Raw genomic sequence first — 13,223 nt, forward strand, 5'->3', positions numbered from 1 at the left:
GCTCACTTGTACAGTTTGACTTCGGACGACGGCACTGGTTCCACCAGGCCGGTGAATTCGACCCACAGCTTCTTCGGCGAGCCGCCGAGGTCGGCCTTGCGCTGCATGAAGAACTTGCCGATGCCGACCACGTTCATGACGCCGCAGGACGCGCTGCCCACAGGTGGGGTGCGGCAGTCGATCAGGACGATGTTCAGGATGCGGCGATCCTCGACCCCGGGGCGGCCGGCCGGCGCCAGGAAAGTCGGGCCGCTGGCCTGGTTGTAAGGCGCTGCGTGCTGCGAGGTGAACCCGGCACCGACACTGGTGGGGTAGGTGGCGGCGCTGATGTAGTCGGTGGCGCTGCCTTTCAATCCGTACATCAGCTTGTCGGTGCCGATGACATTGCTGCCGATGGTGCCGTTGGCCTGGGCCGGCGTGACCTCGGTGCTGCCGTTGGCCTGGATGGCTGGCGTGTAAGACCACAGCACCCCGTGTTCGCTATACGGCGTTGGCGTTGCCACGCGCGTAGAGACCGTGCTCGGCCAGACATTGGCCGGGGTGGCGCTGGCCCTGGCTTCCGAGGGCAGCGAGTATTGCGGCAATTTCGGGCTGCCGCTGGTGCTGATCGACTGCTGGCTGGGCAGGGCGGTGCCGCCGGTATCCTGCCAGGCGGCCGGCGCTTCGCCGCTGCCTGAGATGTACTCTTTCACGTTGATGTCGGGCGGCGCCGTGGCCGGATCGCACTTGGAGCCGCCCGAGTAATCGTTGAAGCGCGAGTTGAACGCGTTTTCCAGCGTGGCCGAGACGCCGGTATTGGTGTACACCTGGCCGATGCCCGTCGGCAGTACCGCGCTGTTGCCGACGCAGATAAATGGCTCGACGACATTGGTCGACGAATTGGCCGGGACGCAGCCGTTTGGCGGCGAGTTCACTGGATTGATCTGGTACGGGTCGGAAGTGGCGCCGCCCAGTGATCCCAGGTCGAACACGTTGTACGACACGCCGCGGCGGAAGCCGAATTCGACCACTTCGGTAAAGCTGCCGTAGTCATAGTTGTCGGTGCGGCGGCTCGGGTCGATGGCGCAGATGCCGACCGGCGTCACCGTGTTGACGAAGCGCCCGGCCACCGCCCAGCCATAAGTGGAGGTGCTGTTGTCGCCGGCGATGCGCATCAGCCAGGTATTGATCGATTGCGCGGCGCCGCCCGTACCACCGACCCGCGTATCGACTTCGACGAAGGTGCGGCCGGTGGCGTTGCCCAGGCTTTGCGCCAGCGTGTACCAGGGGCCGTCCGGGCTGGCGGCGAAGCGGAAGTTGGCATCTTCCAGCGTCAGCGTGCCGCCGAAGTCGTAGCGGTTCTTCAGCGCCAGCGCTTTGCCCGACGCCACGGCCTTGTTCAGGCCCGCGTCGGTGTTGTCCAGGTCCTTGCCGCCGGCCAGGGCTGCGGCGTCGGCCAGGTTCTGCAGCTCGGTCTTGACTATGTACAGGTGGCCAAGGTCCAGCACCAGGCCGCTGACCGGGATCAGGACGAGCATGAGCAGCAGGCCAGACATTACGGCGACTGCGCCGCTTTGCTGGTGATGCTTGAGGGTGTGCTGGGCCATGGCAGTCTCCTAGCGGCCGACGCCGATCAGGAAGGTGTTGGTGTTCTTTTCAGGCGCTTTGAAGGACTTCACGTACTGGTCGTAAGCGGCCTTGGAAGCCGGCCCGTCCAGCCCCATGGGCGCCGCCATATTGCGATCGGCGCCGGGGTTCATGATTTGCGCATTGCGCATATCGGTAGTGGCCATGCCGAGATTGCGGTCGACGTTGGGCGCTGGCACCACGCAGGCGGCCAGGGTGAGCGGCAGCAGGGCGGTGCCGGCAGCGCGCAGGAAATGATGGTTCATGATGGCCTCCTAGTTCAAGTCGAATCCGCCCGACTTCTGGGCAGGTTGTTTCTGGTTTTTGTTCTGCGGCGGCTCGCCTTCCATTTTGCCGTTGAAGATGCGTTCCGCGCGGCCAGGGTCCGTCACGTTCGACGTCGGCAGGTTGTTGGCGAAGTCGGGCGGCAGCGGTTTGACCAGGTGTGGCGTAATCACGAACACAAGTTCGGTGCGGTCGGTCTGGAAGTCGTTGGAGCGGAACAAGGCGCCCAGCACCGGGATTTCGCCCAGCCCCGGCACGGCCTTGATATTGGTGCTCGTATTATTCTTGATCAGGCCACCGATGGCGAAGCTCTGGCCGTCGAACAGCTGCACCGTGGTCGCGGCGCGGCGTGTGGTGAACGAAGGCAGGATGGCCGTGCCGTTGACACCGGAGGCCGAGATGCCGACGCCTTCCTTGTTCAGTTCAGACACTTCCGGCGCCACTTTCAGGTTGATGCGGCCGTCGCCCAGCACGGTCGGCGTGAAGCGCACAGCCACGCCGAATTCCTTCTCTTCCAGCGTGACGCGGGTGAAGCCGCCGCCATCGGGGGTAGAGGCGACCGGGATGAAGATCTTGCCGCCGGCGAGGAAACTTGCCTCCTGGCCACTGATGGCCATCAGATTAGGTTCAGCCAGCATCTTCACCAGGCCATCGCGCTTCTGGGCATCGATGGTGAAGGAATTGCCGTTGGTGCTTTTGAAGGCACTGGCCAGCGACGGATTGCCGGTCAACAGGTTCGACAGCAGGGTATAGGTCCAGTTGCCAATAGTGTGATTGAGGCCGATGCTCGCGCCGAGCTGGTCGACCAGGCTTTTCGAGACTTCCGCGACTTTTACTTCCAGCATGACCTGCTGTGGCGCTGCAACGCTCAGCATATTGATGACCTTGAGCGATATGCCGCCTTCGCCGCTGGCCGCCGGCTGCGAGCTGGAGCCGGCCGGCGCGGAAGAGCCGCTGCCAGGGCCGCCGCCGGTGGGGCGCTGGCGTGTGACGAAAGCATTGGCCATCTGCAGCACGTGTTCGGCCATCACTACGTCCGGTACGGTGCCGCTCAGCATGATGGAGTCGGCTGCTGCGCTCACCTTGACCATGCCGGCCTGGCCGGTCAGCTTGTCGATGCCGGCCTGCAGGGTGGCCGTGTCGGCGCTGACGGTCAGGTCGGCAATCACGGTGTCACCGGTCTTTTGCCACACGATCAGGTTGGTGGTGCCGACGGTGCGCCCCAGCATATACACTTCGCGCTGGTTGAGCAGGATCACGTCGGCAATGCGCGCATCGCCCACCGCCACCCGTGCCGCCGGGTGCTGCAGGCGCACGATGCTGGATTTGCCTTCGGCCAGCTGCATGGCCGGCGCCAGCTCGGTGCGGCCTTCCGGCAGCGCAGGCGGCAGCGCCGCGTCCGCTTTCTTGCCGGGCGCGCTGCTGCCCTTGGCCTTCATCTTCGGCTGTTGTGCCACGACGGCTGCTTCGGCACCCACCTGGGCGGCGGCCGGCGTGAGCAGGGAGGGCAAGACCAGCAGGGCGCCCAGGATGCTCGGTACAGCGGTGCTTAACCTTTTCATGAGTAGCTCCGTATCAGAATTGTTGGCTGCTGCGGTCCAGACCTTTGATCATTTCCACTTTCACGCCCGGTGGCGGTACGGTGGCCACTTTGCGGATTGGCAGGGGCTTCGGTGCCGGGGCTGCGGCTGCCACCTTTGCTGCCGGCTCCGGCGCGGCGGCGCCCAGCAGTGTGGTCTTGGTGGCGCCGGTGGTCAGGGCGGGATTCGGGTCGACCTGGTTGCGCAGCACCAGCGACAGGCTGCCGACGCTGCGCGCCAGGTCCAGCTTTTCCACTTGCTCCGGGGTCAGCTCCAGCGTCACCGCATTGACCACTTTCGGCTTCGTTTCGTCGCGTGAAGATTCCTGCGCCACGGCCAGCACCAGGATGCGTTCCAGCACGATCTTGGAGATGGTCGGGTCCTTGGTCTGGGTGCGCTGGCCTTCTTCCTGGGTGTTGACCAGGATGTCGACGTAGTTGCCGGGCAGGGCAAAGCCGGCCACGCCCACCACGTCGTTGACCCGCACCGTCATGGCGCGCTTGCCTTCGGCCACCACCGCCGACAGCCCGCCCAGGGTGCCCGGTGGCGCCAGCTTGCCTTCCAGGATCGGCTCGCCGCGTGTAATGCTGGTGCGGGTGACGCGCGACTCCAGTGCCTTGTCGTCCTTGATTGCGCCCGGTGGCTGCACCGAAGCGGGCCAGTCGACCAGCCGCACCATGTCGGGCGTGATGCGCGCGCCCAGGCTGATGTCCACTTGCGCTACGGCCACCTTGGCGGTGGTACCGCTGGCTTGCGCGCTGATCCAGCGCGCCGCCACCACAACGGCCACGAAGGCCAGGGCGATGGCTACCACCATCATGATCATTGCTCGTGTGTTCCTCATGATTATCCCCTTGCGTCCTTGGCGTTAAATCGCAGCAAAATAGTTATTCCATGCCCATTCAAGCGATGCGGTGTCGAGCGTGGGCAGGCGTCCTTCATAGGCGGCCAGGTCGCGCAATTGCGATACCAGGTCGCGCGGATAGCAGGCCATCAGCGGCCGTTCTTGCGTATGGTGCTGGCGCATCAGCCAGGCGAAGGTCTCGGCCTCGAACGGCACCGAGAAGCGCTGGCAGACCTGGCGGAACACCGTTTCGTACTGTTCCGGCTGCAGCGGGCCGACATGGATCTTGTAGCCCAGGCGGCGCAGGAAGGAGCCGTCGGCCAGCGAATCGGGCGGCAGGTTGGAGGAGAAGATCACCACCACGTCGAACGGCACCGGGAACTTGTAGCCGTTCTGCAGCGACAGGTAGTCGAGCTGGCGGTCCATCGGTACGATCCAGCGGTTCATCAGTTCGACCGGCGAGCAGCGCTGGCGCCCCAGGTCGTCGATGATGAAGATGCCGCCGTTGGCCTTCAGGTGCGGCGGCGCCTGGTACAGGCGGGTCGTAGGGTCGAAGCGCAGGTCGAGCGCTTCCAGGGTCAGCTCGCCGCCGGTGATCACGGCAGGTCGCTGGCTGCGCACCCAGCGCTGGTCGCGCGGGGTGCGGCGGTCGAACAGCATGCCCGCCGGCGCCGTGTCTTCGATGGCGGTATGCAGCACCGGGTCGTAGACCGGGATGATGTCGCCATCGACCAGCAGCGCATGGGGCACGGCGATCTGTCCCTGCAGCAGGCCGTTCAGGCGCTCTGCCAGGTAGGTTTTTCCGCTGCCGGCCGGACCGTGGATAAAGATGGCGCGGCCACTGTTCATGGCCGCGCCCAACTGGTCAAGCACTGCAGGGCTGGCGACGATGCCATCGAACGTTTTGCGGATGTGTTCGCGCTTGACGTGCATATGCGCCACGCTATGGGCGCGCACGCGTTCGGCATAATCGCTAAAGGTGACCGGGGCCGCGCCGGCATAAGCGTCGCGGCGCACGAATTCGGCGGCGCGGGCGCGGCCCGTATCGGACAGGTTGTAGACGATGTCGGCGTCGGTGTTGCTGCTGCCGCGGCGCATCATCTCCATCAGTTTTTCGGTGCGCATGAACGACAGCACCGGGTCCAGCACCGAGGGCGGCAGCTTCAGGTGGCCGGCCAGGTCGTTGAGCTTGATCTGGCCGCGCTGGTACAGCACCTTGCTGGCCAGTTCCACCAGCAGCAGGAAGGGCAGCCCGGTTTCTTCCACCGTGCGCGGTGCGGGAACGCGCAGCGGGTCGTCAGCCCAGGGGCGCTTGCTTGGTTCTTCAAAATCGGCAGGCATGGCGGACCTCTCTTAAAACACCAGTGGCAGGACGCGGTATTTCACGCGGCGCATATACAGCAAATATTCGCTGTCGCGCGACAGGAACCGTTCTTCGCGCTGCAGGCGGGCCAGCAGCAACAGGGAAGCAACCAGGCAGGTGGCGGCATTGTCGAAACTCGTGTTGGACAGCACATAGCCCACGTAGCTGAGCAGGTAGCTGGCGTACAGGGGATGGCGGATGCAGCGGTACAGGCCGCTGGTCTTGATCTGGCGCCGGGCGGCCACCAGGCCGAAGCTGCGGTTGAGCGACAGCAGCCCGCCGATCTGCAGCAGCACGCCAAGCACGATCAGGGCGCGTGCAGCAGGCAGCATGCCTTCACCGTTGGGGGCGAAGAAGAAAGGGGCGCCGGTGGAGGCGATGGCCAGCGCCCAGTCCAGCGGCGAGTGCGATACCGCAGCTGGTTCCGAGCGCAGCATGAACAGTGCCGCCACCAGGGTTTCGGAAGCCACGAACAGCAGGTAGGTCCAGTCGCCGCTCGTGTTGAAGGCACGCGCATGGGCTACCGAGAACAGCAGCCAGACGCTGGCCAGCGCAGCGGCGGCAAGCACGTTGACAGCGCGCGAACCGAGGATGTGGTTGGCATTCATAGCAGGCTCCAGCCGAAGTAACGGGTCAATAAGAGGTAGCACACCGTGCCGCTGGCAATCGCTACGGCGTAGGGCAACTGGCCGGTGGCAGCGACCGGGGCATCGATGCGGGCGCTGCCGCCAGTCATGCCGCGCAACACGCTGCCCAGCACCATTTCCTTGACGTTGCCGCTCACCTTGCGCAGACTGCCCTGGCACAGGGCCACCAGCAGGGCCAGCATGCCGCCGGCCAGCACGCTGGCCAAACCGGCGCCCAGGATATCCAGTGGGCCGAGGAAGGTTCCCAGCATCGCCATCAGCTTGACGTCGCCGGCGCCCATTGCACCCAGTGCATACATTGGGAGCAGCAGGACCAGGCCCAGCACCATGCCCGCTGCCGCCTTCAGCAAGCCCAGCGCGCCGAACGGTTCGCTGAACAGGCCGGCGCCCGGTGTTACGGTGCTCTGCAGCGCCAGGCCGGCGAGCAGGCCCAGCACCACCAGCTGGTTGGGGATGCGGCGGCTGCGTACGTCGCTGGCCACGGCCCATGCCAGCAGGCAGGCCAGCAGCGCGATCGGCAGCAGGGCGCGGCTATCGAAGCTCATTGTTCGCTCCGCTGCAGCAGCTTGCCGCACAGGGTCCAGATCAGGATGGCGCCCAAGGCGCCGGCATAGCCGTCAATGGCGTAATGCCAGCCCAGGTGCACCGAGCCGACCTGGATCAGCACGGCAAACATGGTGAGCGCAATGCCGGCGGCGCGGTGCAGGCGCCAGCCGAGCAGTGCCAGCAGCACCGAGCTGGCTACGTGCATGCTGGGCATGGCGGAAATGCTGAGGGCATTGGTGCCGCTATGCAGCGAGTAGTCGTGCCACAGCGTGTCCTGCACTTGCAGCGCCATGACCGGGATCACCTTGTCGGCATCGCGCAGGTAGTGCATCAAGCCGGCAAAAGGATCGGCGCCGCCAACCATGAAGCCGTAGTAGCAAGGCCCGACGGAAGAGAAGGCCATGGCCAGGGCATTGCCGAGCAGGCTCCAGCTCAGCACGAAGCTCAGCATGAACTGCATGCGCAGCTGGCGGCGTTCCAGGTTGAAGGCCAGCCAGTAGACGGTGGCCAGCACGATGAAGAACCACAGGTGGTAATTGAAATTCAGGATGGCCGTCATCAGGGGGCTGCCGAATACGGGCTGCAGCAGATGCCAAGGCTGCACGCCGCCATGCAGCCAGGCGTCGGCAGCAGCCATGCGGGCGTCCCAGGCATAGGGCTGTACCATCGGCACGGCGGCCTTGAGCACGGTGAAGCTGGCGGCGAACAGCGGCATCATGCCCAGCACCGGTGCGGCAAACAGCAGGCGTTCGCGCGTCAGGTAAGCCGCCAGGTGTTGTTTCAGGTAGCGCACCAGCTGGTCGGGGCGCTTGAAGATCATGACGTAAATTGTGTAGCCGCACAGTGCAAAGACCAGGCCCATGGCAAGCGTGGCAAGGTAGCCTTCCAGTTGCAGGTTGTGGCGGTATTTTTCCGGGTAGGCGGCGCACAGCACGAGCGCGGCGGCCAGTTCCAGGCCGACGATGGCCAGCAGCAGCCCATGTTCGCGCAGCAGGGCGCGGGGCAGGCTGGGGCGGGTCGCGATGCGTTGGATCAGGACGGCGCTCATGATGTGGCCAACATGACTTGGGATTTGACGAAGGTGAACAGCGCAAGGAGCTGGGTGCCGGCGGTGCCGACGCTGACAACGATGACCACGGCGATCAGGCCTGCCAGCAACGCGTACTCGATTGCCGAGACGCCAGTGTCTTTGCGGAGGAAGCGTAAGAATTGGTCTTTCACGATCGACCTCCAGGTAAAAGTTCGTCCGGGGAGGCGATGTTGCCTCGCCGGACGAAGTTGCAAGATTTAGCTGTTGGCCGAGGTGAGCGCCGTGCCGATCTTGTCGAAGGTCTTATCCAGCTGGGTACCGATCAGTTTCACGGCGGCGATGATCACCACAGCGATCAGGGCAGCGATCAGGCCGTATTCGATTGCGGTTACGCCTTGTTCGTCGCGGATGAATTTTTGGATGGCTTTCATGATGATTCCTTTCAGGACGTTTAATTAACTGCACCAAAGTGTTTGCAGCTTCACGGAACAAGCCCGCTTCACCTGCCTTTTCCAAGCGCTAGAAGCACAATGATGCCGACGACAACTGTCAGTGAGGCTACAAGCACATATTCGTAAAAGGCCCGGCCGTCTTCCTCGGCGATGAAGCTTGCGATTCGGGGCGGCGTGAATCTGTTACGCATTCTGTACTCCGGACATGGTTGTGTTGGCCTTGCCTGGTTCTAGTCTCAGCCGACATGTCTGCCGTGCTGATGAGTCCACTTTAGGCTTGTGCGGTTTGAGTTCCATCAAACATCTGTCCTGTTTGGGCCATGACAGAACTCCTCTTTTTCCAGCAGGAATCGGGACATTTGTCCCGGTTCAATGAAGATATATTGGAGGAAATATTTTCGGCACCCCTGCCGGTAGTGGGCAAGGGGCGAGGATGACGCTACAGGTCGGCCTGGTCGAGCCTGTGCTTGGTGGCGAACACGTAAAGGTCGAGGCGGTTTGATACGCCGAGCTTGTGGTAGATGGTGGTCAAATGATTGCGTAAAGTGTGCTCGGAAATAAACAACTGTTGCGCCAACGCCTTGTTAACCGCACCGCCGCCTGTTGCGATTAAGCTGCAGATGCGCCTTTCCTTGGCGGTCAGCTGGGAAATCTTGTCCAGTTCGGGGTCCTGCCGCCGCGTCCCTTGCGGATTGCGCATGGCTTCGAACACGCGGCTCAGCATGATGCCATCGAGCCACAGCTCGCCGCCATGCACTTTTTCGATGGCTTTCAGGACATTCTCGGCCGGTTCATCCTTGCTGACCACGCCGCGTGCGCCCAGCATTACCGCACGGTCCAGCAGTTCGCGGTCGCGCGTGCCGGACAGCACCAGCACGCGCGCGCCGTTACAGCCGGCCAGCAGGCGCGGCATGATGTCGAGCGAACAGGTGCCGCCCAGGTCGATGTCCAGCAGGATGACGTCAGGCAGCACCTCGGGCGCCATGGACAGCGCGCTGTCGCAGTCGCGCGCGGTGCCGACCACCAGCATGTTCAGCGCTTCGCTTTCGATCAGCTTGCCCAAGCCCCATAGCAGGGTCTTGTGGTCATCAACCAGCATGATGCGGATACGTTTATCGGCTTGCCCCATATGCCCCTCACACCGGAATCACGATCTGTACCGCAGTGTTGTTCTGGCGACCGCGCAGCACGCGCGCTTCGCCGCCCAGCGCAGCAGCGCGTTCAGCGATAGAGCTCGGTGTAAAGTCTAGCACCGGCTGACCCGAACATTCATTCTCAATTCGCACGCTCAACTGGCCGGCAGTGCAGGCCAGCTCGATATAGCCGTTGCGCGCTGTTGTATGTTTGCAGATATTGCTCATGCCCTCGTTGACGATCTGGAACACTTCGGCCGCCAGCCGGTCGCTCATATGCAACTCGCCCTTGGTGTCGACATTGATGTGCACGTCATAGAACTGGCGCAGCTGCGCCGCCTGCCGGCGCAGCGCAATCAGCAATTCCGGCTCCTTCATTTCCAGCCCGCCGCGCAGGCTCTTGGCGTAGTTGCGCAAGTCGCGCACCACCTGCGAGGTGACGTCGAGCAGGTTGTCCAGGTCCGGCACCAGCGGGTTGCCGGGATCGGCTTTCAGGCGGATGCCCGAGACGCCGTGGCGCAGGCCGATATAGGGTTGGATCGTGGTGTCATGCAAGTCGCGGGCGATACGCTCGCGCTCGCGCAACACCGCTTCCGATGCCATGCGGTCCAGCAATTCGATATTCTCGATCACCGGGAAGGCCTGGGCCGCGATCTGCAGCAGGAACAGGGCGTCCGACTTGTGGAAGTGGTGGCGCTGCGATACCACGATCAGGCGTCCCGAGCCGCGCCGCAGCGGCAGCGGCACCGCGATCAGCGACAGCGCATCGAGCAGTTCGGCCAGGGTTTCGCCGGCCTCGGCATCTTCTTCCGTCCAGCACAGCAGTTCACTGTCGTAGCTTTTGATCTGCAGCACGCGGCGCAGCCAGGCGCCGCGCGGCTGGCGCATCAGCAAAATGGCGTCCTCGCCGCACACCAGCAGCGGCGCGGCAGCATCCGGCGCCAGGTTGCTGGCGTGGATCGGCCGCCCGGCATTGGCCGAACTGGCCGCGCGCAGGGTCCAGCTGGCGGCGCCGTTATCGTGCATCAGCAGGATGCAGCTGTGGGCGTGGTAGAACTGGCGCGTCTGCTCCAGCACGGAGCTGATGGTGCGGTCGACCCCGAAGCGCGGATTGGACATCTGGCTCACCGCGTGCAGCAGGGCCATGCGCTGGCGCTGGATCATGGCCATGCCGCCCCAGTGCGCGATCATGTAGCCGAGCGCCAGCAGGAAGGTGGCGCGCAGCATCGTGACCGCCATCTCGGCTTCGCTATGCGTGTACAGCGATGTGAGGGCGAAGGCCATTGAGGCGGCAATGGTGATGCGGGCGCCGTCCTCGAAGCCGTGGCTGAAGGCCGCGGTCAGGATGGCGAAGAAAAACAGCAGGAAATAGAAGCTGGAATCGCCGCCGGTGACATACACCATCAGCGTGAACCAGCCGACGTCGAGCCAGTGCACCAGCTTGCTGCGCACCAGCAGGGCGCGGTTGGCCAGCAAGAGCAGGGTCACGCTTTGCAGCAGGTAGGCCAGGAACACGCCCAGCGACACCACGTCGGCGCGGCCGGCCGGCTCCACCACGAGGGTAAACAGGCACGCTACCGCCAGTACCAGGCGCATCCAGCGCACCATGGAGGCGTCCGAAGTATCCTTCGGCAGGGTGGCGTGCAGCAAGCCTTCGTTGATCACGGTTTCTCCGGCGCGTCGTTGTTACCATGCTAAGAGAACCATTAGTCCTTGTCCACAACAAGGTTGTATTTTTGAAACGTTGCCGGGGCTTGAAATCGGGCGAAACGGCCCCAAGTGAGCAATTCCGCAGTTCCCTACAAGACTATTGAGGTAAAAATGGCAGAAAACAAGCAAACCATGGGCTTCCAGGCAGAAGTAAAACAGCTTCTGCAACTGATGATCCACTCGCTGTACTCCAACAAGGAAATCTTCCTGCGCGAGCTGGTCTCGAATGCTTCCGATGCGGCCGACAAGCTGCGTTTTGAGGCGATCAACAATGATGCCCTGTACGGCAACGACCACGAACTGAAAATCGGCGTCAGTTTCGATAAGGAAGCGCGCACCATCACGATTTCCGACAATGGCATCGGCATGAGCCGCGACGAGGCGATTTCCCACCTCGGCACCATCGCCAAGTCGGGCACCAGGGAATTCTTCGGCAAGCTGTCCGGCGACCAGCAAAAGGATGCGGCCCTGATCGGCCAGTTCGGCGTCGGCTTCTACTCCGGCTTCATCGTGGCCGACAGGATCACGGTCGAATCGCGCCGTGCCGGCCTGGATGCGGCGCAAGGCGTGCGCTGGGAATCGGCGGGCGAGGGCGATTACTCGATCGAGCAGATCGAAAAGGCCGGCCGCGGCACCGATATCATCCTGCACCTGCGCGAAGGCGAGGAAGAATTGTTGTCGAGCTGGAAACTCAAGTCCATCATCCGCAAGTACTCCGACCACATCTCGCTGCCGATCCAGATGCAGAAGGAAGAGTGGGATGAAGAGAAGAAGGAAACCGTACTGAAGGACGAGCTGGAAACCATCAACCAGGCCAGCGCCCTGTGGGCCCGCTCCAAGAGCGACATCACGCAGGAACAGTACGAGGAATTCTACAAGCACGTGTCGCACGATTTCGGCGCGCCGCTGGCCTACACCCACAACCGGGTGGAAGGCCGCAGCGAATACACCCAGCTGCTGTACATCCCGGCCAAGGCGCCGTTCGACCTGTGGGACCGCAACAAGCGCGGCGGCATCAAGCTGTACGTCAAGCGCGTGTTCATCATGGACGATGCAGAACAGCTGATGCCGGCTTACCTGCGCTTCGTCAAGGGCGTGATCGACTCGGCCGACCTGCCGCTGAACGTGTCGCGCGAAATCCTGCAGGAGTCGCGCGATGTGAAGGCGATCCGCGAAGGTTCGACCAAGCGCGTGCTGGGCATGCTGGAAGAACTGGCCAATGCCGACGAACAGGAAAAGAAGGACAAGTACGCGAGCTTCTGGACTGAATTCGGCCAGGTGCTGAAAGAGGGTGTCGGCGAAGACTTCGCCAACAAGGAACGCTTGGCCAAGCTGCTGCGCTTTGCCTCGACCGCCAATGAAGGCGAGGAGCAGAGCGTGTCGCTGGAAGCGTATGTCGGGCGCATGAAGGAAGGCCAGGACAAGATCTTCTACGTCACCGCCGACAGCTTCGCCGCCGCCAGGAATTCGCCGCACCTGGAGATCTTCCGCAAGAAGGGCGTCGAAGTGCTGCTGCTGACCGACCGTGTCGACGAATGGATGCTGTCCTTCCTGAACGATTTCGAGGGCAAGGAACTGCATTCGGTCGCCAAGGGCGGCCTGGACCTGGGCGCAATGGAAGACGAGGCGGAGAAGAAAGAGCACGCCGAGACCGAGACCCAGTACCAGGAACTGGTCGGCAAGATGAAGGAAGCGCTGGCCGACAAGGCCAAGGAAGTGCGCGTCACCTTCCGCCTGACCGATTCGCCAGCCTGCCTGGTCGCCGACGAGCACGAACTGTCGGGTAACCTGCTGCGCATGCTGAAGGCAGCCGGCCAGGCCGCGCCGGAATCCAGGCCCATCCTGGAAATCAACCCGCAGCACCCGCTGGTCACGCGCCTGAAGTACGAAGACGCGGCCGGCGCCAAGTTCAGGGACTGGGCCCACATCCTGTTCGACCAGGCCCTGCTGGCCGAAGGCGGCACATTGGCCGACCCGGCCTCCTTCGTCAAACGCATGAACGACATGCTGTTGTCCAAGTAACCAAGT

At 63.4% G+C, this 13,223-nt stretch carries 13 protein-coding genes; 1 reads left to right on the forward strand and 12 read right to left on the reverse strand.

Translation table 11 applies throughout. From position 1 onward, the window contains the following. Window positions 1–2 precede the first annotated feature (2 nt). From ASE26_RS28950 to ASE26_RS28995, 12 genes are all read right to left on the reverse strand, one after another. Complete coding sequence (locus ASE26_RS28950; RefSeq protein ID WP_055935997.1) at window positions 3–1,586, reverse strand: pilus assembly protein TadG-related protein; 1,584 nt, start codon at window positions 1,584–1,586, stop codon at window positions 3–5. Window positions 1,587–1,595: 9 nt separating this feature from the next. Continuing rightward, window positions 1,596–1,871: a hypothetical protein gene (locus ASE26_RS28955; protein ID WP_057247380.1), complete on the reverse strand. Its 276-nt coding sequence runs from the start codon at window positions 1,869–1,871 to the stop codon at window positions 1,596–1,598. Between the two features lie 9 nt (window positions 1,872–1,880). Further along, on the reverse strand, window positions 1,881–3,452 hold the full coding sequence (locus tag ASE26_RS28960) for a type II and III secretion system protein family protein (protein WP_057247381.1): 1,572 nt from the start codon (window positions 3,450–3,452) through the stop codon (window positions 1,881–1,883). A gap of 13 nt (window positions 3,453–3,465) precedes the next feature. Next, window positions 3,466–4,314 carry a Flp pilus assembly protein CpaB gene (cpaB, locus tag ASE26_RS28965; protein WP_055936006.1) on the reverse strand — a complete coding sequence of 283 codons (849 nt, stop codon included), beginning with the start codon at window positions 4,312–4,314 and terminating at the stop codon, window positions 3,466–3,468. A gap of 24 nt (window positions 4,315–4,338) precedes the next feature. Further along, on the reverse strand, window positions 4,339–5,655 hold the full coding sequence (locus ASE26_RS28970; protein ID WP_200953848.1) for an ATP-binding protein: 1,317 nt from the start codon (window positions 5,653–5,655) through the stop codon (window positions 4,339–4,341). A gap of 12 nt (window positions 5,656–5,667) precedes the next feature. Next, a complete protein-coding gene (locus ASE26_RS28975) occupies window positions 5,668–6,285 on the reverse strand; it encodes an isoprenylcysteine carboxylmethyltransferase family protein (RefSeq protein ID WP_055936009.1) in 618 nt (205 codons plus the stop codon). Beyond that, a complete protein-coding gene (locus tag ASE26_RS28980; protein ID WP_055936012.1) occupies window positions 6,282–6,869 on the reverse strand; it encodes a prepilin peptidase in 588 nt (195 codons plus the stop codon). The genes ASE26_RS28975 and ASE26_RS28980 overlap by 4 nt, the downstream gene beginning before the upstream one ends. Further along, entirely contained in the window at window positions 6,866–7,918 is a 1,053-nt protein-coding gene (locus tag ASE26_RS28985) for a phosphatase PAP2 family protein (protein WP_055936013.1), read from the reverse strand. The genes ASE26_RS28980 and ASE26_RS28985 overlap by 4 nt, the downstream gene beginning before the upstream one ends. Next, entirely contained in the window at window positions 7,915–8,091 is a 177-nt protein-coding gene (locus tag ASE26_RS30370; RefSeq protein WP_082507537.1) for a Flp family type IVb pilin, read from the reverse strand. The genes ASE26_RS28985 and ASE26_RS30370 overlap by 4 nt, the downstream gene beginning before the upstream one ends. Window positions 8,092–8,157: 66 nt before the next feature. Continuing rightward, the gene (locus tag ASE26_RS30375; RefSeq protein ID WP_082507538.1) at window positions 8,158–8,331 is read right to left on the reverse strand and encodes a Flp family type IVb pilin; all 174 of its coding nucleotides are present in this window, start codon (window positions 8,329–8,331) and stop codon (window positions 8,158–8,160) included. Between the two features lie 460 nt (window positions 8,332–8,791). After that, window positions 8,792–9,481 (reverse strand): response regulator transcription factor, encoded by a 690-nt coding sequence (locus ASE26_RS28990; RefSeq protein WP_055936016.1) that lies wholly within the window; start codon window positions 9,479–9,481, stop codon window positions 8,792–8,794. Between the two features lie 7 nt (window positions 9,482–9,488). Next, window positions 9,489–11,150, reverse strand: coding sequence for a sensor histidine kinase (locus ASE26_RS28995; protein WP_055936019.1), 1,662 nt, complete (start codon window positions 11,148–11,150; stop codon window positions 9,489–9,491). A gap of 156 nt (window positions 11,151–11,306) precedes the next feature. Between ASE26_RS28995 and htpG the strand changes: the two genes are divergently transcribed. Further along, window positions 11,307–13,217, forward strand: coding sequence for a molecular chaperone HtpG (gene htpG, locus ASE26_RS29000; RefSeq protein ID WP_055936021.1), 1,911 nt, complete (start codon window positions 11,307–11,309; stop codon window positions 13,215–13,217). The last annotated feature ends 6 nt before the right edge of the window (window positions 13,218–13,223 follow it).

The sequence above is a fragment of the Duganella sp. Root198D2 genome (genome assembly GCF_001428585.1).
GTDB lineage: Bacteria > Pseudomonadota > Gammaproteobacteria > Burkholderiales > Burkholderiaceae_D > Rugamonas.

Bases quoted from the DNA above. Each gene is read 5' to 3' on its own strand.
- ASE26_RS28970 (WP_200953848.1), bottom strand. From the start codon at position 5,655: ATGCCTGCCGATTTTGAAGAACCAAGCAAGCGCCCCTGGGCTGACGAC.
- ASE26_RS28975 (WP_055936009.1), bottom strand. From the start codon at position 6,285: ATGAATGCCAACCACATCCTCGGTTCGCGCGCTGTCAACGTGCTTGCC.
- ASE26_RS28985 (WP_055936013.1), bottom strand. From the start codon at position 7,918: ATGAGCGCCGTCCTGATCCAACGCATCGCGACCCGCCCCAGCCTGCCC.
- ASE26_RS30375 (WP_082507538.1), bottom strand. From the start codon at position 8,331: ATGAAAGCCATCCAAAAATTCATCCGCGACGAACAAGGCGTAACCGCA.
- ASE26_RS28990 (WP_055936016.1), bottom strand. From the start codon at position 9,481: ATGGGGCAAGCCGATAAACGTATCCGCATCATGCTGGTTGATGACCAC.
- ASE26_RS28960 (WP_057247381.1), bottom strand. From the start codon at position 3,452: ATGAAAAGGTTAAGCACCGCTGTACCGAGCATCCTGGGCGCCCTGCTG.
- ASE26_RS28955 (WP_057247380.1), bottom strand. From the start codon at position 1,871: ATGAACCATCATTTCCTGCGCGCTGCCGGCACCGCCCTGCTGCCGCTC.
- ASE26_RS28980 (WP_055936012.1), bottom strand. From the start codon at position 6,869: ATGAGCTTCGATAGCCGCGCCCTGCTGCCGATCGCGCTGCTGGCCTGC.
- htpG (WP_055936021.1), top strand. From the start codon at position 11,307: ATGGCAGAAAACAAGCAAACCATGGGCTTCCAGGCAGAAGTAAAACAG.
- ASE26_RS28950 (WP_055935997.1), bottom strand. From the start codon at position 1,586: ATGGCCCAGCACACCCTCAAGCATCACCAGCAAAGCGGCGCAGTCGCC.
- cpaB (WP_055936006.1), bottom strand. From the start codon at position 4,314: ATGAGGAACACACGAGCAATGATCATGATGGTGGTAGCCATCGCCCTG.